We start from the raw sequence: 19323 nt of genomic DNA on the forward strand, positions 1-19323 counted from the left end.
CGAACCCTAGTTCACGGAACGTCGCGAGGCGATGTCTTGAACGGAAACGACGACGTGTTCGGGTGCGGCGCGGGGCGCGACGGCGGCGAAGGCGGTCAGGGCCAGCAGGGCGGCGGTCGCGGCGCTGAGGCACAGTTTCTGGAGGCCGGTCACGAGGGGCGCCCTTGGTCTTGCGAAGGGGTCGGCCCCGCCGGCCGCCTGGGGGAGGCGCGGCGGGCGGGGCCTTGTGGGACCTTCGCCTGGGGGGAGAGCGGCGAGGTCCCGAGGGCGGCGGGCGTCAGGCCCGGTCGCGGCGGCCGGCCTCGAACAGGAACCAGACCCGCTTTTCGGTCTCGTCGATCCAGTTCTCCAGCAGGCTGGCGGTGGCGATGTCGCCGTGCTCGTCGCAGGCGGCGTGGGCGGCCCGCATGGCCGCGGCCAGGCCGCCGTTGTCGTCGCGCAGCTCGGCCAGCATGTCCTGCGGCTCCACGTAGTCGGCGTCGTTGTCGAGCACCCGCTGGGTGCGGGCGATGTGGCCGATCGAGCGCAGCGTGGTCCCGCCCAGCTTGCGCACCCGCTCGGCGATCGGGTCGGTCATGGCGTAGAGCTCGTCGCCCTGCTCGTCGAACATCAGGTGGTAGTCGCGGAAGTGCGGGCCAGAGACGTGCCAGTGGAAGTTCTTGGTCTTGATGTAGAGGGCGAAGACGTCGGCCAGCAGCGCGGTCAGGGCGGCCGAGATGTCCTTGGCCGCGGCCTCGCCCAGGCCCGTCGGCGTGGTCAGCGGGGCCAGGCGGCGGGCGCGGGCGGTTTCGATGTCCATGGGTCGTCTCCTGCGAAGGCGGGCCAGCGCCGCGCCGTTGAGAGTCATCTTGCTTGGCTGGCGGCCAAGGTGCTTGGCGCGAGACGCGCCGGCTTGAACGTCGGCGCCGTCGTGCGCGCGTCTCAGGCCCGCCGCAGCGAGCCCATGACCAGAGCCCGGCCCCAGGGGCGGTTCTCGCGCCGCCAGACGTTGGGGGTCTGGCCGGTGTAGCGGCGGAACAGGCGCGTCAGGTGGGCCTGGTCGGCCAGGCCGCAGACGGCGGCGATATGGGCCAGGCTCTCGTCGGTCTCCAGCATCATCGCCTGGGCGTGCTCCAGCCGCCGGCGCATGATGTAGGCGTGCGGCGTCTCGTCGGTGCTGACCTTGAAGGCCCGGCAGAAATAGCTGGCCGACAGGCCCACGCGCGCGGCCAGCACGCCGACCGAGACGGTGTCGCCGATATTGGCCTCGACATGGGCCGCCACCGCCCGGATCTGCCAGCCCGCCAGTCCGCCGCGCGCCAGGCCCGCCCCGCGGGCCTGCGAGCCGGGCAGGAAGCTGCGCTCCTCGCGCCGGGCCGCGCTGCTCAGCACCACCGCCAGGCGGTCGAGCATCTCGCGGGCCGAGCCGAGATCGGCGTCGAGGGCGGCCAGGGCTTGCTCGACCAGCCAGATCGCCTGGGGCGCGTTGGAAGACGGCGTGGCCGCCTGCGTGTCGATGGATTGCAACATGGCTTGGGCCTCCTGCCGCCTCGAATGACCGCAACCCTAGCGAGGGCTGCCCGCGCGACACACCGAACGGACGTTGACCGGGCGTATCGACTTGGTTGGCCCGCCCCAGACCTTGGTATGGGGTCCCGGCCCGGGGCAGGCTTGGGCTATGAATCGCCTGATGCGCTTCTCGCCCTTTCCCGCCTCGCGCCCCTCGCCGCTCGGTCGCCGCCTGCGGCTGGCCAGCGCCGCCCTGATCGCCGCGGCCGTGTTCGTGATCGACACCTTCACCCCGCTGTCCAGCGCGGTGGCGGTGCTCTACGTGCTGGTGCTGCTGCTGGTCGGCGAGGAGCTGCCCGGCCGGCGGCTTTGGGTGGTCACCCTGGCCTGCGCGGCCATGGCCACGATCAGCTTCGGCTTCGCCCACGGCGAGGACCTGGAGCTGGCCCCCACCCTGCGGCTTATGGTCAGCCTGGCGGCGCTGGGCGTGGCCGCCTTCCTGACCGGCCGCAACCTGGCGGCCCGCGAGATCCTCCAGGCCCAGGCCCGGCTGCTGGACGTCACCTCCGACGCAATCTTCATCCGCGACGCGCAGGGCCGCATCACTTTCTGGAACCGCGGGGCCGAGCGCCTGTACGGCTGGACCCGCGACGAGGCCCTGGGCCGCGACTCCCACCGCCTGCTGGAGACCGCCCTGCCCGCCCCCTCGGAGGACATCGCCGCCCTGGTGGCCCGCGACGGCGCCTGGCAGGGCGAGATCGGCCAGCGCCGCAAGGACGGCGTCCGGCTGGTGGTGCTCAGCGAATGGATCCTCGAGCGCGACGCCGAGACCGGCGCCTGCGCCCTGCTGGAAAGCAACACCGACATCTCCGACCTGCGCCGCGCCGACGAGGCCCTGCGCCGCAGCGAGGCCCGCTACCGCACCATCTTCAACACCCTGGCGGTGTCGATCTGGGAGCATGACTTCCGCCCGGTGAGGGCCGCGCTGGACGACCTGCGCGCCCAGGGCGTCGCCGACCTGGCCGACCACCTGGCCCGCCATCCCGAGGTCGCGCGCGAGATCAAGTCCAGGGTCGGCATCACCGACGTCAACGCCACCGCCCTGAAGATGATGGGCGTCGCCGACAAGGCCGGCTTCTTCCAGCGCCTGGACGAACTGCTGCCCGAGACCGACGACAGCTTCGCCCAGTTCCTGGTCGCCTTCGACACCGGCGCGCCCCGCTTCGAGACCGAGACCACCGTGCGCAGCCGCACCGGCGAGATGATCCCGGTCATGGTCGCGCTGAACTTCCCGCCCGACGCCCAGGGGCTCGACCGCGTCCAGGCCTCGATCGTCGACCTCACCGAGCAGCGGCGGATGCAGGAGCGCCTCGATCGCGCCCGCGCCGAGCTGGAGCACGCCCTGCGCGCGGCCACGCTGGGGGTGCTGTCGGCCTCGATCGCCCATGAGGTCAACCAACCGCTGGCCGCCATCTCCAACGCCGCCGGCGCGGCCCAGCGCTGGCTCGACCGCGAGACTCCCGATCTCGACGAGGCCAAGGAGGCCGTCGCCGACGTCGTCCACGCCGCCGCCCACGCCGCCGAGGTGGTGCGCGGCATCCGCGGCCTGATCGCCCAGACCCCAGCCGACCGCGCGGCCCTGCCGCTGGACAGCCTGCTGGCCGCCTCGGCCGGCTTCGTGCGGCGCGAGATCGCCGAGCACGGCGTCGAACTGCTCCTCGACCCGCAGGCGGCCGACACCGTGGTCCAGGGCGACCGCGTCGTGCTGCAGCAGGCCCTGGTCAACCTGATGCTCAACGGCGTCCAGGCCATGGCCGCCGTCCCGCGCGAGGCCCGCCGCCTGCACGTGCGCTCGCGCCGCGAGGGCGCCGAGGCCGTCGTCGAGATCGCCGACACCGGTCCGGGCTTCCCGCCCGACGCCGCCGACCGCGCCTTCGAGGCCTTCTTCACCACCAAGCCCGGCGGCATGGGGCTGGGCCTGGCCATCTGCCGCTCGGCGGTGGCCGCCCACGACGGCCGCATCGCCGTGCTGCCGCCGGCGGCGGGCGAGACCGGCGCGCGCATCGAGATCCGGCTGCCGGCGCAGGCCTGAGCCCCCGTCATCGATGAGCCCTGCTCATCACCCCATGGAGCGCCGCGCCGCTAATCGGCCCGTCGGCCCGCTGCTAGATTGCGCGACCGTTTTCACCGCTCGGAGCGCTGCGATGCCGGATCGGCGAACCGTGTCGGCCCTTGGTTTCGGCGCCCTGTGCTGGAGCCTGCTGCCGACGCTCGCGGCCACATCGCCCCGCCGGGCGTCCTCGAAGGAGACAGCCATGATCCTCAAGCGCGCAGGCAGCCAGCCGTCGCAGAAGGGCCCCGCCGACTGGTTCACCGGCCAGGTGCGCCTCGATCCGCTGCACACCGCCGAGGCCCCGGCCCGGGTGTCGGCCGCCAGCGTCACCTTCGAGCCCGGCGCCCGCACGGCCTGGCACACCCATCCGCTGGGCCAGATCCTGGTGGTCACCGCCGGCTGCGGCTGGACCCAGTGCGAGGGTGAGCCGATCGTCGAGATCCGCGCCGGCGACGTCGTCGTCTGCCCGCCCGGCCACCGCCACTGGCATGGCGCTTCGCCCACCACCTCGATGACCCACATCGCCATCCAGGAAGCGCTGAACGGCTCGCCGGTGACCTGGATGGAGCACGTGACCGACGCCCAGTACCTGGCCGGTCCGCCCAAGGCCTGACCCATGCCCAAGCCCCACCTGATCTGCCACATGGCCGCCAGCATCGACGGCCGCATCCTGCCCAGCCGCTGGCGGCCCGACCGCCCCTTCCCCGCGCTCTACGAGACGCTGCACGACAGGCTCGGCGGCGACGCCTGGATCGTCGGCCGCGTGACCGGCCAGGAGTTCGCCCGCGCCGACCGCTACCCCGAAGCCGCCACCGAGACCTTCCCCCGCGAGCCCTGGTTCGCCACCCGCGAGGCCGCGGCCTGGGGCGTGGTGCTGGACGCCCACGGCAAGATCGCCTGGGGCCGGGCCGACATCGGCGGCGACCCGATCCTGGTCGTGCTGACCCGGCAGGTGTCGGACGCCTGCCTGGCGGGCCTGCGGGCCGACGGCGTGTCCTACGTCTTCGCCGGCGAGAGCGAGATCGACCTTGGCCTGGCGCTGGAGATCCTGGATCGCGAGCTCGGGATCCGTCGCCTGCTGCTGGAAGGCGGCGGCGTGATCAACGGGGCCTTCCTGCGGGCGGGACTGATCGACGAGGTCAGCCTGATCGTCTGGCCGGTGATCGACGGCGCGGCCGGCGCGCCCAGCGTGTTCGACTCCTCGCCGGCCGACGCCGACGCCGTCGCGCCGCTGACCGGCATGACGCTGAGCGCCTGCGAAACCCTGGAGGGCGGCGCGGTGTGGCTGCGCTATGCTCTGACCGCCGCCTGACCCCCGGCGCCGCCGGGAGGCGACGATGCAGTTCCGACGATCCGACGTCGCCGACCTGACCTATTTCCTCGAGATCGCCCGCCAGCGCAGCTTTCGCCGCGCTGGCCTGGAACTGGGCGTCAGCGCCTCGGCCCTCAGCCACTCCCTGCGGGGTCTGGAGGAGCGCCTGGGCGTGCGCCTGCTCAACCGCACCAGCCGAAGCGTCACCCTGACGGCCGCCGGCGAGGCCCTGCGGGCGGCCGTCGCCGAGCCCTTCGAGGCCATCGGCGCGGGGCTGGACGTGGTCAACCGCTTCCGCGACGCCCCGATGGGCCGCGTGCGCATCAACGTGCCGACCGAAGCGGCCGCGCACCTGGTCTCGCCCGTGCTGCCGGAGTTCCTGCGGCGCTACCCCGAGGTCGAGATCGAGATCTCGGTCAGCAACCGCATGATCGACGTGATCGAGGGCGGCTACGACGCCGGCATCCGCTACGGCGGCACCGTGCCCGAGGACATGATCGCCCAGCGCCTGTCGGCCGACATCCGCTGGCTGGTCGTCGCCTCGCCCGGCTATGTCGAGCAGCACGGCGCGCCCGCCCACCCCGACGACCTGCTCGCCCATCGCTGCATCAGGATCCGCATCGGCGACGACAGCATCTATCGCTGGGAGTTCGAGAGGGGCGACGAGGCCGTGGCGGTCAACGTCACCGGCGGCGTCACCGTCGACCAGGGCGAGGTCGCCATGGAGGCGGTCCGGCAGGGCGCGGGCCTGTTCTACGTCGCCGAGCCGATGGTCCGCAGCGACCTCGACGCAGGCCGCCTGGTCACCGTGCTGGACGACTGGGCGCCGCTGGGCCCTGGCCTGTTCATCTACTACTCCGGCCGCCGCCAGTTGCCGGCGGCCCTGCGGCTGTTCATCGACCTCGTCCGGGAACTGAAGCCGCTGGGGCTCTAGAGCCGATCGTTGAGCCGCGCTCAACGCCTCATGCCGTAGAACCCGGCTCATCACCGGCCGTCCGGATCGCTACCTCGAAAGCTCGAAACGCCGCGTGACGCCGTCGTCGCGGACAGAGCCACGAGGCCCCCTTGTCGATCGAAATCGCCGCGCCGGCCAAGGCCCGCGCGCCCCGCTCCGCCTGGAACGCCGTCGGCGCCCTGACCCTCTGCGTGTCGACCCTGATCGCCTCGGAGTTCATGCCGGTCAGCCTGCTGACCCCGATCGCCGCCGACCTGCACGTCACCGAAGGCCAGGCCGGCCAGGCCATCGCGGTATCGGGCCTGTTCGCCGTCGTCACCAGCCTGTGCATCTCGCCCCTGACCCGCCGCATCGACCGCAAGCAGGTGCTGCTGGGCCTGACGGTGGCGATGATCGTCTCGGGCCTGATGGTGTCGCTGGCTCCCAACGCCGCGGTGTTCATGGCCGGCCGGGCGCTGATCGGCGTCGTCGTCGGCGGCTTCTGGTCGATGTCGGCCGCGACGGTGATGCGGCTCGTGCCGCCGCACGAGACGCCGCGCGCGCTGGGCCTGCTGAACGGCGGCAACGCCCTGGCCACGACCATCGCCGCCCCCCTGGGCAGCTTTCTTGGCCAGTACATCGGCTGGCGGGGCGCCTTCTTCGCCGTCGTGCCGCTGGGCGTGCTGACCCTGGCCTGGCAGCACCTGGCCCTTCCGGCCCTGCCCTCGGAAGGCGAAGCCCGAACCGGCGGCGTCTTCCGCGTCCTGCGCCGTCCCGGCGTCGCCGTGGGCATGGCCGCCGTCGCCGTGCTGTTCGCCGGCCAGTTCGCGCTGTTCACCTACATCCGCCCGTTCCTGGAGACGGTGACCCGGGTCGATGTCTCGTCGCTGTCCTTGATCCTGCTGGCGCTCGGCGCGGCCGGTCTCGTGGGGACGTGGCTCATCGGCCGGCTGCTGCGGCGAGGCCTGCACGCCCTGCTGGTCGGCCCGCCGCTGGTCCTGGCGCTCATCGCCCTGGCCTTGCCGGCCTTCGGCGCCCTGCCCGCGCCCACCGCTCTGCTGCTGGCCGGCTGGGGGCTGGTGGCCACCGCAGCCCCCGTCGCCTGGTGGACCTGGCTGGCCAGGACCCTGCCCGACGACGCCGAGGCCGGCGGCGGCCTGCTGGTGGCGGTCGTGCAGTTGGCCATCACCGCCGGCGCCTCGATCGGCGGCCTGCTGGTCGACGCCAGCGGCTATCGCGCCGCCTTCGCCGCCAGCGCCGCCCTGCTCTGCGGCGCGGCTTTGCTGGCCGCCCAGGGCGCTCGCGCCGCCCGTCGCTGAGACGCGCTCTTACCTCCCCGTCCCACGGAGTTTCCCCGATGTCCAAGACCCCCGAACCCGGCCTCGATCGCCGCGACCTGCTGGCCGGCGCGGCCGCCCTCGGCCTCGCCGCCGTTCCCCTCGCAACCGCAAAGGCCCAAGCCATGCCCGCCGCAAAGCCCGACGACGGCGACAATTTCTACAAGAGCGACCAGGTCGCCATGCAGGCCGTCACCTTCCCCAACCAGTTCGGAATGAACGTCGCCGGCGCCCTCTTCCTGCCCACGGCCCTCGACCGCGCCGCCCGTCATCCGGCGATCGTCGTCGGTCACCCGATGGGGGCGGTGAAGGAGCAGAGCGCCAACCTCTATGCGACGAAGATGGCCGAGCGCGGCTTCGTGGCCCTGTCGATCGACCTGTCGTTCTGGGGCGCCAGCGAGGGCCGGCCGCGCAACGCCGTCGCGCCCGAGATCTACGCCGAGGACTTCAGCGCCGCCGTCGACTTCCTGCGCGCCCAGGCCTTCGTCGACCGCGAGCGCATCGGCGCGATCGGGGTGTGCGGCAGCGGCAGCTTCGTGATCAGCGCCGCCAAGATCGATCCGCGCATCAAGGCCGTGGCCACGGTCAGCATGTACGACATGGGCTCGGCCGCCCGGAACGGCCTGCGTCACGGCCAGTCGCTGCAGCAGCGCAAGGCGCTGATCGCTGCGGCCGCCCAGCAGCGCGACGTCGAGTACGCGGGCGGCAAGACCGAGTATGTGGGCGGCACCACCCACCAGCTGACGGCGCAGACCGATCCGATCCAGCGCGAGTTCTTCGACTTCTACCGCACCCCGCGCGGCGAGTTCACGCCCGCCGGCTCGACGCCCCTGCTGACCACCCACCCCACGCTCAGCAGCATGGGCAAGTTCATGAACTTCTATCCGTTCAACGACATCGAGACGATCTCGCCGCGCCCGCTGATGTTCGTCACTGGCGACGTCGCCCACTCGCGCGAGTTCAGCGAGGACGCCTACAAGCGTGCGGCCGAGCCCAAGGACCTGGTGATCGTGCCCGGCGCCGGCCACGTCGACCTCTACGACCGCATCGGCCTGATCCCCTGGGACAGGCTGCAGGGCTTCTTCGCCAAGGCCCTGGCCTCCAGCTGACCGCCCACGCTCCTGGACCGGATCGACATTCAGGCGGCCTGCCCCGCTTACCGCCGCACGCCCCCGCGAAGGCGGGGGCCCAAGCCCCCTTTTCGGGGACAGGCTGGGCCGCGGACAGCCCGCAGACCCCGCTTGGGTCCCCGCCTTCGCGGGGAAGAACGGGGTCTGGGCGACGCCTGTGGGGTCGCCCCAGAACTGTCATCCCGGCCCTGGCGAAGCGGCGCGTCGGGATGACACGCCTTTTGCCGCCCCTGATCGGGCGCGGATCAGCTAGCCGCCCGCCCGTTCCCGCTCCAGGGCCTCGGCCATCCGCACCAGTTCGGCGAAGGATCCCGCGCGCATCTTCTTCATCAGGCTGCCGCGGTGCAGCTTGACGGTGATCTCCTGCAGGCCGAGTTCGCCGGCCACCTGCTTGTTGAGCAGGCCGGCGGTGACCAGGGTCATCACCTGCTGCTCGCGCGGCGTCAGGGCGTCGAAGCGGGCCTTCACCTCGGCGACGTCGCGGGCCAGTTCGCGGCGCTTTCCGTCCTTGGCGAGCGCGGCGGTGACGGCGTCGATCATGTCCTGGTCGCGGAACGGCTTGGCCAGGAAGTCGACCGCGCCGGCCTTCATCGCCCGCACCGTCATCGGCACGTCGGCGTGGCCGGTCATGACGATCACCGGGGCCCGCACGCCGCGCGCGGCCAGCGTCTCCTGCAGGTCAAGGCCGCTCATCTTGGGCATGCGCACGTCCACCAGGATGCAGCAGGGCGTGTCGGGCAGGGGCGCGTCCAGCAGCGCCTGGGCCGAGCCGTAAAGCGCCGTGCGCAGCCCCACCGACCGGAACAGCTTGTCCATCGAGCCGCGGAACATCTCGTTGTCGTCGACGACCAGCACGGTCTGCACCGTCTCGTCGATCGCGCTCTCGGCCTTGCCCGGCATCCCCATATCCCCTTTCCCCAGACCCTCGGGTCACGCCTCGTCGAGCATCCGCCTCAGGGTCGCCTCGATCCGGTCGGGCGCACAGGGCTTTTCGAGAAAATCCCGCGCCCCGGCCGCCATCGCCTGGTCGCGCATGTCCGGAAAGGCCGTGACCACCACCACCGGCAGGTCCGGATGGTCGACCTGCAGGCGGCGCAGCAGATCAAGGCCCGAGATCTCGGGCATGTGGATGTCGGTGACCACGCAGCCCCAGGCCCGCGGACCCGAGGCCAGGAAACTGGCCGCCGAGGCGAAGACGCCGACCTCCAGCCCGAACGAGCGGATCAGTCGCGCGAGGCCGGAACGGACGAGGGCGTCGTCGTCGATGACGGCGATGGTGCGCCGACGGGACATGGCGTTTGCTCTAAACACGCCCGTTACATGGACGCTGACGGGACTGGATTAGACCACCGGCCCGCGCCCCGACACCCATACGCTGGTTTATCCCCCGCCGGCGTCGCGGCGCATGACCACCACCACCTCCACCCCGCCCGGCCGCCTGGCCAGGGCGTCGCGCAGCATCGCCAGCAGGGTCTCGGGCGAGACGTGCAGGTCGACGATCCGCGCGGTCTCCTCGTAGATCAGGTGGAAGTGCGGCTCGGGCTGGGTGTCGAACACCGGCTCGGCCGTGGTGGTCGGCAGGCGTCCGACCAGGCCATGGTCGGCGAAGGCCTCGACCTGGCGGGCGATCTCGGCCGGCGACATGGCCAGGCCTTCCTGCGCCGCCAGCTCGGCGATCTCGTGCGCCGTCAGGTGCGTCTCCTCGGAGTCGCGCAGCAGCGCCAGCAGGCGCGCGGTCGGCCCGCGAAAAGGCAGGCCCGCGCGACGCAGCTCGTCCTGCAGGACGGCGTCCACGGCATGAGGCATCGAAGGCGTCCTCCCGGGGGCGAGGACGATCGCGATCGTTGCAGCGTCGCGACCTGTTCCCGCGTCCGTTCCGCGCGAGCTTCGCCCAGGCCACTCTTGAAATGAAGCGCCAAAGATCAATGATATCGATAGGCAGTCCCTATCACGATCGGTGAGCGCGGCATGAACCTGCGAGACCTCCGCTACCTGCTGGCCGTGGCCGAGCACGAGCACTTCGGCCGCGCCGCCCGCGCCTGCGGCGTCAGCCAGCCCACCCTGTCGGTGCAGATCCGCAAGCTGGAGGACGTGCTGGGGGTCGTCCTGTTCGAGCGCGGCGGCAAGACCGCGACGCCGACCGTCGCCTGCCGCCAGCTGCTCGCCCACGCCCGCGCGGCGGTGACCGCGGCCGAGGGCGTGCTGGCCACCGCCCGCAGCCTGCGCGACCCGCTGGCCGGCCGCTTTCGCCTGGGGATCATCCCCACCCTCGCCCCCTACCTGCTGCCGCTGATCTTCGGCCCGCTGCGCGAGGCCCTGCCGTCGCTGGACCTGGAGCCGTGGGAGGACCAGACCGCCGCCCTGCTGGAGCGCCTGCGCGCCCACGAACTGGACGCCGTGCTGCTGGCCACCGACGAGACCGCGCCCGATCTCGTGGGCGTGCCGCTGTTCGCCGAGCCGTTCCTGGCCGCCCTGCCGCCCGAGCATCCGCTGGCCGCGCGCGAGGCGGTGGCCGAGACCGACCTCGCCCGCGACATCCTCGTGCTGTCCGACGGCCACTGCCTGCGCGACCAGGCCCTGGAGGCCTGCGGCCAAACCACCGCGCTCGGCGCGGCCCTGCGGGCCTCCAGCCTGCCGACCCTGCTCAACATGGTCGCCGCCGGCTACGGCACCACCCTGATCCCGGGCCTGGCGGCCGGCGCGGCCCAGGACGCCGGCATCGTGCTGCGCCCCCTGTCCACCTGGACCGGCCGCACCATCCGCATCGTCTGGCGCGCCCACTATCCCCAGCGCCCCGCCGCCGAGGCCGTCGGCGAGATCATCGCCCGGCGCCTGCGGGGCTACACCGAGAGCACGGCCGCGAGCGCCGCCTAGCCCGGCCCGCGCGAGCAAGGACGGGGACGGACGGAAATCTCGCGTCCTGATCGCCCGGGGTTGGCTGCGTCTATCGAAGCGATAGGAACAATCAATTGTACCAATGGCGGAAAGGGCGCGTTGACTAGGCCCGACGGGGGAAATGGCGAACGCAACAAGCCAACCGGAGGAAGCCGACAATGGATGGAAACGTCGATCCTAAAGCGCAGGGCCAGTGCCCGGTGGGCCATGGCCGCGGACGAGCGAACCGCGACTGGTGGCCCCAGCACCTGAGCCTCGAAAGCCTAAACCAGCACGATCCGCGCTCCAATCCGCTCGGCGCGTCCTTCGACTACGCGCAGGCCTTCAACAGCCTCGACCTCAATGCGGTGATCGCCGACCTCCACGCCCTGATGACCGACAGCCAGGACTGGTGGCCAGCCGACTTCGGCCACTATGGCGGCCTGTTCATCCGCCTGGCCTGGCACAGCGCCGGCACCTACCGCACCAGCGACGGCCGCGGCGGCGCGGGCGGCGGCCAGCAGCGCTTCGCCCCGCTCAACAGCTGGCCCGACAACGCCAATCTCGACAAGGCCCGCCGCCTGCTGTGGCCGATCAAGCAGAAGTACGGCGCCAAGCTCTCCTGGGCCGACCTCTACGTGCTGGTGGGCAACGTCGCCCTGGAGTCGATGGGCTTCAAGACCTTCGGCTTCGGCGGCGGCCGCGCCGACCAGTGGGAGCCCGAGGAGCTCTACTGGGGCCCCGAGGGCAGCTGGCTCGGCGACGAGCGCTACAGCGGCGAGCGGCAGCTGCACCCGGCCCTGGGCGCGGTGCAGATGGGCCTGATCTACGTCAATCCCGAAGGCCCCAACGGCAATCCCGATCCCAAGGCCGCCGCGCGCGACATCCGCGACACCTTCGCCCGCATGGCCATGAACGACGAGGAGACCGTCGCCCTGATCGCCGGCGGCCACAGCTTCGGCAAGACCCACGGCGCGGGCGACCCGTCCTTCGTCGGCGTCGAGCCCGAGGGCGGCGAGATCGAGGCCCAGGGCCTGGGCTGGACCAGCAAGCACGGCACGGGGATCGGCGCCGACGCCATCACCGGCGGCCCGGAAGTGATCTGGACCCAGACCCCGACCAAGTGGAGCAACCACTTCTTCGAGAACCTCTTCAAGTACGAGTGGGAGCTGCATGAAAGCCCCGCCGGCGCCAAGCAGTGGCGCGCCAAGGACGCCCCGGCCGACATCCCCGACGCCTATGACGCGTCCAAGACGCACGTGCCGCGGATGCTGACCACCGACCTGGCGCTGCGCTTCGACCCGGAATACGAAAAGGTCTCGCGCCGGTTCCTGGAAAACCCCGACCAGTTCGCCGACGCCTTCGCCCGCGCCTGGTTCAAGCTGACCCACCGCGACATGGGCCCCAAGCAGCGCTACCTCGGCCCGCTGGTGCCCGAAGAGACCCTGATCTGGCAGGATCCGATCCCCGAGGTCGACCACCCGCTGGTCGACGGCGCCGATGTCGCCGAGCTGAAGCGCCAGATCCTGGCCTCGGACCTGTCGATCTCCGAGCTCGTCTCGGTCGCCTGGGCCTCGGCCTCGACCTACCGGGGTTCCGACAAGCGCGGCGGCGCCAACGGCGCCCGCATCCGCCTGGCCCCGCAGAAGGACTGGGAGGTCAACGACCCGCCCACCCTGGCCAAGGTGCTGGGCGTGCTGGAGGGCATCAAGGCCAAGTTCGACGCCTTGGGCGACAAGAAGATCTCGCTGGCCGACCTGATCGTGCTGGGCGGCGCGACGGCCGTCGAGGAGGCCGCCAAGGCGGCCGGCTCGCGCATCTCGGTGCCCTTCGCGCCGGGCCGCGCCGACGCCTCGGCCGAGGAGACCGACGCCGACTCCTTCGCGCCTCTGGAGCCGCTGTCGGACGGCTTCCGCAACTATCGCCGCGAGGGGACCCAGTTCATGGCCCCCGAGGAGGCCCTGATCGACCGCGCCCAGCTGCTGCGGCTGTCCGGCCCCGAGCTGACCGTCCTGGTCGGCGGCCTGCGGGTGCTGGGCGCCAACGCCGGCGGCTCCAAGGCCGGGGTGTTCACCGAGCATCCGGGCGTGCTGACCAACGACTTCTTCGTCAACCTGCTCGACATGGGCACGACCTGGAACCCGACGGCGGTCAACGCCTTCGCCGGGTCGCCCCGGGCCGGCGGCGACGCGCGCTGGACGGCCACCCGCGTCGACCTGATCTTCGGCTCCCACGCCGAGCTTCGGGCCCTGGCCGAGGTCTACGGCTCGGCCGACGCCCAGGACAAGTTCGTCACCGACTTCGTGACCGCCTGGAACAAGGTCATGAACGCCGACCGGCTCGACTTGAGGTAACCGACCGGGCGAGGGCCGAGCGCCCCGCCGTCAGCCGCCGGCGCTTCGGCGTCGGCGGCTTTTCTCTTTCTGGGCCTCGGCGTCGTCGTCTTCGCCGACCTTCTCCTCGACGGCGGCCGAGAACCGCTGATAGGCGCCCAGGCCCACCAGCACCAGCACGGCCGCGACCAGCAGCAGGGTCGGATAGACCAGCTGGGCGACGTCGCCGCGGGCGGTCTTGAACACCACCACCAGCGCCTCCAGGAACAGGGCGATGACGATGGTCGACAGGAACTTGGTCAGGCTGCGCCTGGCCTCGGCGGCGCTGCGTTTCTCCTCGCCGCGCCGCACCTCGTCCTCGAACAGGTACTTGGCCACGTCGAACACGGCGATGGCCACGATGATGTAGCCCAGCACGTCGAGCACCGCCTCGGCGCTGGATTGATCGGGATTGCGCAGGCTGGCCAGCGCCTCGTTGATCCCCAGGGCGATCAGGCTCATGGCCGCCAGCGCCAGCAGCAGGCTGGCGCCGGCGAAGATGGCGCGGGTCACATAGTTCACGGCTGGCTCCCGGAAGGCCCGGCCCAAGCGGGGCCGGTCGCGGGGCTTCAACGTCCGCCGAGGCGTCCGGTTCGCCCCGCCGGTCAGCAGCAGCCGCCCTTGTCCTTCATCTCCAGGTCGATGGTGATGCGGCGCACCTTCACGCTCTTGAGGTCCTCGCCGGGCAGGTCCAGGCAGTCGAGCAGCCGCGCGGCCTGCTCGACGCAGGCGTCGGACTTGCGCTCGCCCTTGCCCTCGTTGAACGGCGTCTCGATGTCGGGGTCGATCTTGTAGACCATGCCGCCTATGACCTCGCCGCCGGCCTTGGCCGTCACGACGATGTCGCGCTCGCCCGCCTCGGCCGCGTCGGAGGCCGTGAAGGCGGTTCCGGCCTGGACGTCGAAGGTCACCGCGCGCTGCTCTCCGGGCTTCAGCCGCGCGCCTTCGGCCGGCAGGCCCTTGACCTCGACCCGCCATCCGCGCCGCGCCAGCAGCGGCGGCAGCGACACCGAGACCTCGACCAGGGCCGAGACCCTCTGCGGGTTGCCCACCCAGAAGCCCTTGCCGTGCAAGCCCGCCATCAGGCCGCGCACGCCGCCGCCGCCCGGCACCAGGGTGACGTTGCGCTGGGCGACGTTGTTGTCGTTGGGCACCAGCCGCCAGTCCTGCACGACCTCGCCGGCCGTGAACTTGTCGACATTGCTGGGATCCCCCGTCGCCGAGACGATCATCAGCATGCAGTCGTGGCCCCAGGTGTTGGTCACCGGCGTCCAGGAGAACGGGCCGACGATCTTCTCCTCGGTGTCGTTGGCCGCCAGCGAGCCTACCGCCAGCTGCGGCGTCGTCATCGGCTGCAGGTCGTTGGGCCACAGCACGCCGGCCGAGGGCTTGCAGTGGTAGGCCTTGACCACGACGTTGCTGGCCGGCGAGGTCCCGCGATTGCGGACCTTCACATAGGCGTAGTTGGTCTCGTCCAGCGCCGGCTCCTGGTGCCCGGCCAGGCCGTCCGCGCTGCGCCGGTTCCAGATCGTGGTCGTCGCCCAGTGCACCGGCAGATAGGGCAGGTACTCGCCGCTGCGGCCGTCGTCGATATAGACGTCGACGGCCGGCGGGGCGCCGCCGTTCAGGTTCTGCTTCTCGAACGCCCAGGTCAGCACCTTGCCGTAGGCCCCGCCGTACAGCCCCTCGGACGTCCAGTCGCCGGCGTCGGCGGCCAGCAGGGCGTCCAGGAACAGCGCGGCCGAGGCCGGGTTGCTGGCCGGGGTCAGCGTTCCGACCGCGCGCAGGATCAGATAGGCCATGCAGCGGGCCGCGAACTTGCGACGGCCCAGGTCGGGGGAGTCGCCGCCGATCGAGCGATAGGCCCGAAAATGGCTGGTCGCCAGGATCTGCTCGCTCGCATAGCCGCCGATGTCGCTGGCCCCGCCCCATCCCCAGCCCGCCGCGACGGTTCGGTCGTGACGCCGGCCGATGAAACTGACCCACGGATACGACTCGAACCGGTCGGTGGCCGCCGTCTCGGGGTCGTTGAGGATCACCGCCAGGCTGTCGCCGGCACTGTGCGCGAAGCCGAAATTGGCGGTGTTCACGTGGTCATAGAGAATGCCGTGGCCGCCCAGCTCGTGCAGCACCACGCGCCAGTCGGCGGCGATGCCGATCGGATTGGCCAGGTCGCCCATGTCGGCCAGCTCGAAATCGACGCTGGCGATCCCGTCGCCATCGCCGCTGCACGAGGCGTTGCGCTCGATGCCGTCGGTCGTTCCGTAGCGTCCGCGGTGATCGACCGGGATCGGAAAGGTCGTGCCGCCGAAATAGCTGCTGATCGTGAAGCCCAGGTCCTCGCAGAGCCTGAAGAACCGGTCGCAGTGATAGTAGGCGTTGACCGCCGCGAAGTTGTTGGTGCGCGAGTCGTAGTCGAAATTGCTGCCGACGGGCCGGGTCGGGGGCGCGACGGTCGCCTGCTCGAAGTCGGAGATCCGCACGAAGTTGCCGCTCAGCGCCTGCTCCAGGCCCGGTCCCGGCGCGGTCAGGCCAGGCAGGGTCACGCTGGTTCGCAGCGCGGCCGCGCTCAGCGTGGCGTTGTTGGCCGAGGGGCCGTTGGCGGCGTTGCCCGAGGTGGTGATCGGGTCGCGATCGAACACCAGCCCGTTGACGTTCGAGGTCAGGCCCCGAAGGTAGAGAACCGCGCCGGTCTCGACCTCGACCAGCGCCCGCCAGTTGATCAGCTGGCCGTTCCAGGGCGCGCGGAGGATCAGTTCCGCCACCAGGTACCAGTGCCCCGGCCGGATGGAGGTGGGAACCTCGGGCAGGGGCAGGGTCGGGTGCGCGTCGACGTGCGCGCCGGCCGCCGTCAGCCGGGGGATCTCGCCGTTGGTGTGGTCGTGCTCCTGCGGGAAATCGTCCAGACGGGTCCTGGGGTCGTAGCGATGGACGTAGAACCGGCCCCGGATCAGCTTCGCCGCGGTCTTGCCGGTGGTCGCGCCCTTGGCCTCGGCGCCCAGCACCTCGGCCAGGCCGATGGGTTCGGCCGCCTTGGCCTGCCTGGCCTTGGCCTCCTCGGCCGTCTTGGCCGGCGCGAGGAGCTCGGGATCGACCTTCTCGCCGGTGCGGAACAGCTCCCGGAAGCGCTCGATGGCCTTGGCCGACGGCAGCTTGGCGTCGATGTCGCCCTCGCTGGTGTTTGTCGCCGCCAGCACCCGCGCGGGCCCGTGCTTGAGCGTGGCCGTCAGTCCCGCGCCCCAGACCGGCACGTTCAGATAGGTCTGCCGCCAGCCATAGGTCGTGGTGTCGAAGTTCGCCTTCTCGTCGCCGAACCGGTACTCGGCCTTCTGGTCGCGCGGGTCGTGATAGCCCACCGGCTGGTCCATGCCGCGCAGGGTCTCCGCGCCGATCCCCAGGTTCGGGGCCAGCTCGCGCAGGTGCGTCGCGGCCGCCTCGCGTCCTCGCAGCTTTTCCGCCGCGGGATATTCGTCGACATAGCTGACGCCGCGGATCTGATCCCTTGGATCGATCGTGATATTGGCGCCGAAATTCGGATCATAAGCCCGTGTCATGCGGAACAACCTTTCCGGCTGAAGTCCAGGCAAGATTGGTGCTGTTGGGAAACGCGCCCAGCTGACATCTGCAGGTCTGGGATGACGGGCGCGACCATATCTCAGGACGACGCCTATCGCAACCATTGCGTGTATTTACAGAAATGCACCTGAGTTTCGGCGATCGCGCAAAAGAAAGGGGGCGCCCGCCATGCGGACGCCCCCTCGCCTCTTTCCGTCCCTTTCGGGCCGGGTCGGCCGTGATCTACTTTCCGGCCTTGGCGGCGGCGACGTAGTCGTCGACCACGCGGTCCAGCACGGTCAGCGGGGTCATGCCCGACAGCAGGCCCGCATCGTGGAACTTCTTGATGTCGAACTTCTTGCCCAGGGCCTTCTTGGCGCGCTCGCGGGCGCGCAGCCAGGTGATCTTGCCGATCATGTACGAGCAGGCCTGGCCCGGCCACACGACGTAGCGTTCGATCTCGGTGACCGTGCCGCTTTCCTCGTCGCCCATGGTTTCGGCCATGTACTTGATGGCCTGTTCGCGGGTCCACTTCTTGTAGTGCATGCCGCTGTCGACCACCAGGCGCACGGCGCGGAACAGGGCGTCGTGCAGCATGCCGATGTGGCCGCGCGGGTCGTTCTTGTAGATGCCCATCTCGACGGCCAGCTCTTCCGAATAGAGCGCCCAGCCCTCGGCGTAGCCCGAGAAGCCGATGACCTTGCGGATCAGCGGCAGGCCTTGCGCCTCATTCGACAGCGACAGTTGCAGGTGGTGGCCCGGAACGCCTTCGTGCACCGTCAGCGTGGTCAGGGTGTACTTGGCCTGCTCGGCCGTGTCGCGCAGGTTGATCCAGTAGATCCCCGGGCGCTTGCCGTCGAGCGAGGGCGAGTTGTAGTAGCCGCCCGGCGCGCCGGCCTCGATGGCCTTGGGCACGCGGCGGATTTCCAGCGGGGCCTTGGGCAGCTGGCCGAAATAGGCCGGCAGCTGCTTTTCGATCCACTTGGCCTTCTCGTTCAGGTCGGCGATCAGCTTTTCCTTGGACGGGTCGGTGTTCTCGTAGATGTCCTTGCCCAGCTCGGCCATGCGCTCGCCGACCGTGCCCTTGCTCATGCCGATCGACTTGAACAGCTTGTCGGCCTCGGCCGAGATCGACTTCACCAGGTCCAGGCCCAGCTGGTGGATCTCTTCGGGGGCGATGGTGGCGGTCGTGTAGTTCTTCAGCGACACGGCGTAGTAGTCGCCGCCGTCCTTCAGGCGCCACACGCCGGCGTCGTGGTTGGCCTTCGGGCGCACGCTTTCCAGCAGCGCGATCTGGCGCTTCAGCGCCGGCAGCACCGAGTTTTCATAGACCTTCGAAGCCTCGCCCGCCCAGTCGCCGGCGATGTTCTTTTCCTTGGTGCGGCGGGCCACCGACTTGACCAGGGTGGTGTCGGCCGTCGGGGTGTCGGCGAAGGCCTTCATCTGGATGAGGGCCTTGTCGATGATGAAGTCGGGCGGGATCACGCCGTCGGCGTAGTCGCGCTTGGCGATCAGGGTCTCCTGATCCATCAGGCGGGCGAAGCCTTCCATGCGCTGCAGGTAGGCGTCGGCGTCGGACTTGGTCTCGATGCTGTGCTGCGTGTCGAGGAAGTCGGGCATCTGCTGGTAGCTGCCGGTCAGCTGGCTCAGCACGTAGGGCGCGCCCGAACCGCCGCCGGCGTAGGTGAACTTGCGGTTGCCTTCGTCCTGCACCGCCAGGGTGAACTCGACGGTGTCGTAGTTGACGGCGTCCATGCCCGACAGCTGCTTGCGGTCGATCGAGCGCAGCTCGGCCAGCTGGGCGCTGGTCTGGGCGGCGCCGGCGGCGATCGCCTCGAACGAGCGGTCCGACAGCAGGCCCTTGGTCCAGGCCAGGTCGTCCTTGTCGAGGCCCAGGCCGGTGGTCAGCTCGGGCGCCTGGCGCATCAGCTTGGCCATCGCCACGTCGAAGAACGCGTTCATCTTGGCGGCTTCGCCAGAGGCCGAGGCGGCCGGCTGGGCGAAGCCCAGCGACGGGGCGGCGGCGGCGGCCAGGCCTGCGGCCACGGTCGACAGCAGGAGTTCGCGGCGGTTTTGCAAGAGAAAGTCCCCTTCCCTTGGACCCTCCCCCTCCGGTCGGGCCCTATCGTGAGTTCCGGCGGTTTTCGACTCCGCGCCGGAAAGGCTGGGCGAAGGCGTAAATGTCCCCGGCTGGCGGGGCAACCGGGG

At 70.9% G+C, this 19323-nt stretch carries 17 protein-coding genes; 8 read left to right on the forward strand and 9 right to left on the reverse strand.

What is annotated here, in order from left to right; translation table 11 throughout:
* Positions 1 to 6 precede the first annotated feature (6 nt).
* The 3 genes from G5B46_RS05120 to G5B46_RS05130 all read right to left on the reverse strand — a co-directional run bounded on the left by G5B46_RS05120 (position 7) and on the right by G5B46_RS05130 (position 1509).
* Positions 7 to 153 carry a hypothetical protein gene (locus G5B46_RS05120; protein WP_165256757.1) on the reverse strand — a complete coding sequence of 49 codons (147 nt, stop codon included), beginning with the start codon at positions 151 to 153 and terminating at the stop codon, positions 7 to 9.
* Positions 154 to 277: 124 nt separating this feature from the next.
* Positions 278 to 799, reverse strand: a complete 522-nt coding sequence (locus tag G5B46_RS05125; RefSeq protein WP_165256759.1) for a DNA starvation/stationary phase protection protein — start codon at positions 797 to 799, stop codon at positions 278 to 280.
* Between the two features lie 122 nt (positions 800 to 921).
* Positions 922 to 1509, reverse strand: coding sequence for an AraC family transcriptional regulator (locus G5B46_RS05130; RefSeq protein WP_165256761.1), 588 nt, complete (start codon positions 1507 to 1509; stop codon positions 922 to 924).
* A 160-nt stretch (positions 1510 to 1669) separates the two neighbouring features.
* On the opposite strand from G5B46_RS05130, the gene G5B46_RS05135 reads away from it, so the two are divergent.
* From G5B46_RS05135 to G5B46_RS05160, 6 genes are all read left to right on the forward strand, one after another.
* A complete protein-coding gene (locus G5B46_RS05135) occupies positions 1670 to 3580 on the forward strand; it encodes an ATP-binding protein (protein ID WP_165256762.1) in 1911 nt (636 codons plus the stop codon).
* A 223-nt stretch (positions 3581 to 3803) separates the two neighbouring features.
* On the forward strand, positions 3804 to 4214 hold the full coding sequence (locus tag G5B46_RS05140) for a cupin domain-containing protein (protein ID WP_165256764.1): 411 nt from the start codon (positions 3804 to 3806) through the stop codon (positions 4212 to 4214).
* 3 nt (positions 4215 to 4217) lie between these two features.
* Entirely contained in the window at positions 4218 to 4913 is a 696-nt protein-coding gene (locus tag G5B46_RS05145; protein WP_165256765.1) for a RibD family protein, read from the forward strand.
* A 25-nt stretch (positions 4914 to 4938) separates the two neighbouring features.
* Positions 4939 to 5847: a LysR family transcriptional regulator gene (locus G5B46_RS05150; RefSeq protein ID WP_165256767.1), complete on the forward strand. Its 909-nt coding sequence runs from the start codon at positions 4939 to 4941 to the stop codon at positions 5845 to 5847.
* Between the two features lie 131 nt (positions 5848 to 5978).
* The gene (locus tag G5B46_RS05155; protein ID WP_165256768.1) at positions 5979 to 7166 is read left to right on the forward strand and encodes an MFS transporter; all 1188 of its coding nucleotides are present in this window, start codon (positions 5979 to 5981) and stop codon (positions 7164 to 7166) included.
* Positions 7167 to 7204: 38 nt separating this feature from the next.
* Positions 7205 to 8293 (forward strand): alpha/beta hydrolase, encoded by a 1089-nt coding sequence (locus tag G5B46_RS05160; RefSeq protein WP_165256770.1) that lies wholly within the window; start codon positions 7205 to 7207, stop codon positions 8291 to 8293.
* 270 nt (positions 8294 to 8563) lie between these two features.
* Here the strand turns inward: G5B46_RS05160 and G5B46_RS05165 are convergent, their stop codons facing one another.
* The 3 genes from G5B46_RS05165 to G5B46_RS05175 all read right to left on the reverse strand — a co-directional run bounded on the left by G5B46_RS05165 (position 8564) and on the right by G5B46_RS05175 (position 10120).
* On the reverse strand, positions 8564 to 9214 hold the full coding sequence (locus G5B46_RS05165) for a response regulator (protein ID WP_205691501.1): 651 nt from the start codon (positions 9212 to 9214) through the stop codon (positions 8564 to 8566).
* Positions 9215 to 9244: 30 nt separating this feature from the next.
* Positions 9245 to 9607 (reverse strand): response regulator, encoded by a 363-nt coding sequence (locus G5B46_RS05170; protein WP_165256773.1) that lies wholly within the window; start codon positions 9605 to 9607, stop codon positions 9245 to 9247.
* An 87-nt stretch (positions 9608 to 9694) separates the two neighbouring features.
* Complete coding sequence (locus G5B46_RS05175) at positions 9695 to 10120, reverse strand: transcriptional repressor (RefSeq protein ID WP_165256774.1); 426 nt, start codon at positions 10118 to 10120, stop codon at positions 9695 to 9697.
* 162 nt (positions 10121 to 10282) lie between these two features.
* On the opposite strand from G5B46_RS05175, the gene G5B46_RS05180 reads away from it, so the two are divergent.
* Both G5B46_RS05180 and katG read left to right on the forward strand, forming a co-directional pair.
* Positions 10283 to 11188, forward strand: coding sequence for a LysR substrate-binding domain-containing protein (locus G5B46_RS05180; protein WP_165256776.1), 906 nt, complete (start codon positions 10283 to 10285; stop codon positions 11186 to 11188).
* A 179-nt stretch (positions 11189 to 11367) separates the two neighbouring features.
* Positions 11368 to 13542, forward strand: a complete 2175-nt coding sequence (gene katG, locus G5B46_RS05185) for a catalase/peroxidase HPI (RefSeq protein ID WP_165256777.1) — start codon at positions 11368 to 11370, stop codon at positions 13540 to 13542.
* Between the two features lie 30 nt (positions 13543 to 13572).
* Here katG and G5B46_RS05190 read toward each other — a convergent pair whose 3' ends face one another.
* The 3 genes from G5B46_RS05190 to G5B46_RS05200 all read right to left on the reverse strand — a co-directional run bounded on the left by G5B46_RS05190 (position 13573) and on the right by G5B46_RS05200 (position 19194).
* Complete coding sequence (locus tag G5B46_RS05190; protein ID WP_165256778.1) at positions 13573 to 14082, reverse strand: GNAT family acetyltransferase; 510 nt, start codon at positions 14080 to 14082, stop codon at positions 13573 to 13575.
* 83 nt (positions 14083 to 14165) lie between these two features.
* A complete protein-coding gene (locus tag G5B46_RS05195; RefSeq protein WP_165256780.1) occupies positions 14166 to 17114 on the reverse strand; it encodes a hypothetical protein in 2949 nt (982 codons plus the stop codon).
* Between the two features lie 244 nt (positions 17115 to 17358).
* Positions 17359 to 19194 carry a DUF885 family protein gene (locus G5B46_RS05200; RefSeq protein ID WP_165256782.1) on the reverse strand — a complete coding sequence of 612 codons (1836 nt, stop codon included), beginning with the start codon at positions 19192 to 19194 and terminating at the stop codon, positions 17359 to 17361.
* Positions 19195 to 19323 lie beyond the last annotated feature (129 nt).

This window comes from Caulobacter sp. 602-2 (assembly GCF_011043625.1).
Lineage (GTDB): Bacteria > Pseudomonadota > Alphaproteobacteria > Caulobacterales > Caulobacteraceae > Caulobacter.

Bases quoted from the DNA above. Each gene is read 5' to 3' on its own strand.
- G5B46_RS05125 (WP_165256759.1), bottom strand. From the start codon at position 799: ATGGACATCGAAACCGCCCGCGCCCGCCGCCTGGCCCCGCTGACCACG.
- G5B46_RS05130 (WP_165256761.1), bottom strand. From the start codon at position 1,509: ATGTTGCAATCCATCGACACGCAGGCGGCCACGCCGTCTTCCAACGCG.
- G5B46_RS05135 (WP_165256762.1), top strand. From the start codon at position 1,670: ATGCGCTTCTCGCCCTTTCCCGCCTCGCGCCCCTCGCCGCTCGGTCGC.
- G5B46_RS05140 (WP_165256764.1), top strand. From the start codon at position 3,804: ATGATCCTCAAGCGCGCAGGCAGCCAGCCGTCGCAGAAGGGCCCCGCC.
- G5B46_RS05145 (WP_165256765.1), top strand. From the start codon at position 4,218: ATGCCCAAGCCCCACCTGATCTGCCACATGGCCGCCAGCATCGACGGC.
- G5B46_RS05150 (WP_165256767.1), top strand. From the start codon at position 4,939: ATGCAGTTCCGACGATCCGACGTCGCCGACCTGACCTATTTCCTCGAG.
- G5B46_RS05160 (WP_165256770.1), top strand. From the start codon at position 7,205: ATGTCCAAGACCCCCGAACCCGGCCTCGATCGCCGCGACCTGCTGGCC.
- G5B46_RS05165 (WP_205691501.1), bottom strand. From the start codon at position 9,214: ATGCCGGGCAAGGCCGAGAGCGCGATCGACGAGACGGTGCAGACCGTG.
- G5B46_RS05170 (WP_165256773.1), bottom strand. From the start codon at position 9,607: ATGTCCCGTCGGCGCACCATCGCCGTCATCGACGACGACGCCCTCGTC.
- G5B46_RS05175 (WP_165256774.1), bottom strand. From the start codon at position 10,120: ATGCCTCATGCCGTGGACGCCGTCCTGCAGGACGAGCTGCGTCGCGCG.
- G5B46_RS05180 (WP_165256776.1), top strand. From the start codon at position 10,283: ATGAACCTGCGAGACCTCCGCTACCTGCTGGCCGTGGCCGAGCACGAG.
- katG (WP_165256777.1), top strand. From the start codon at position 11,368: ATGGATGGAAACGTCGATCCTAAAGCGCAGGGCCAGTGCCCGGTGGGC.
- G5B46_RS05195 (WP_165256780.1), bottom strand. From the start codon at position 17,114: ATGACACGGGCTTATGATCCGAATTTCGGCGCCAATATCACGATCGAT.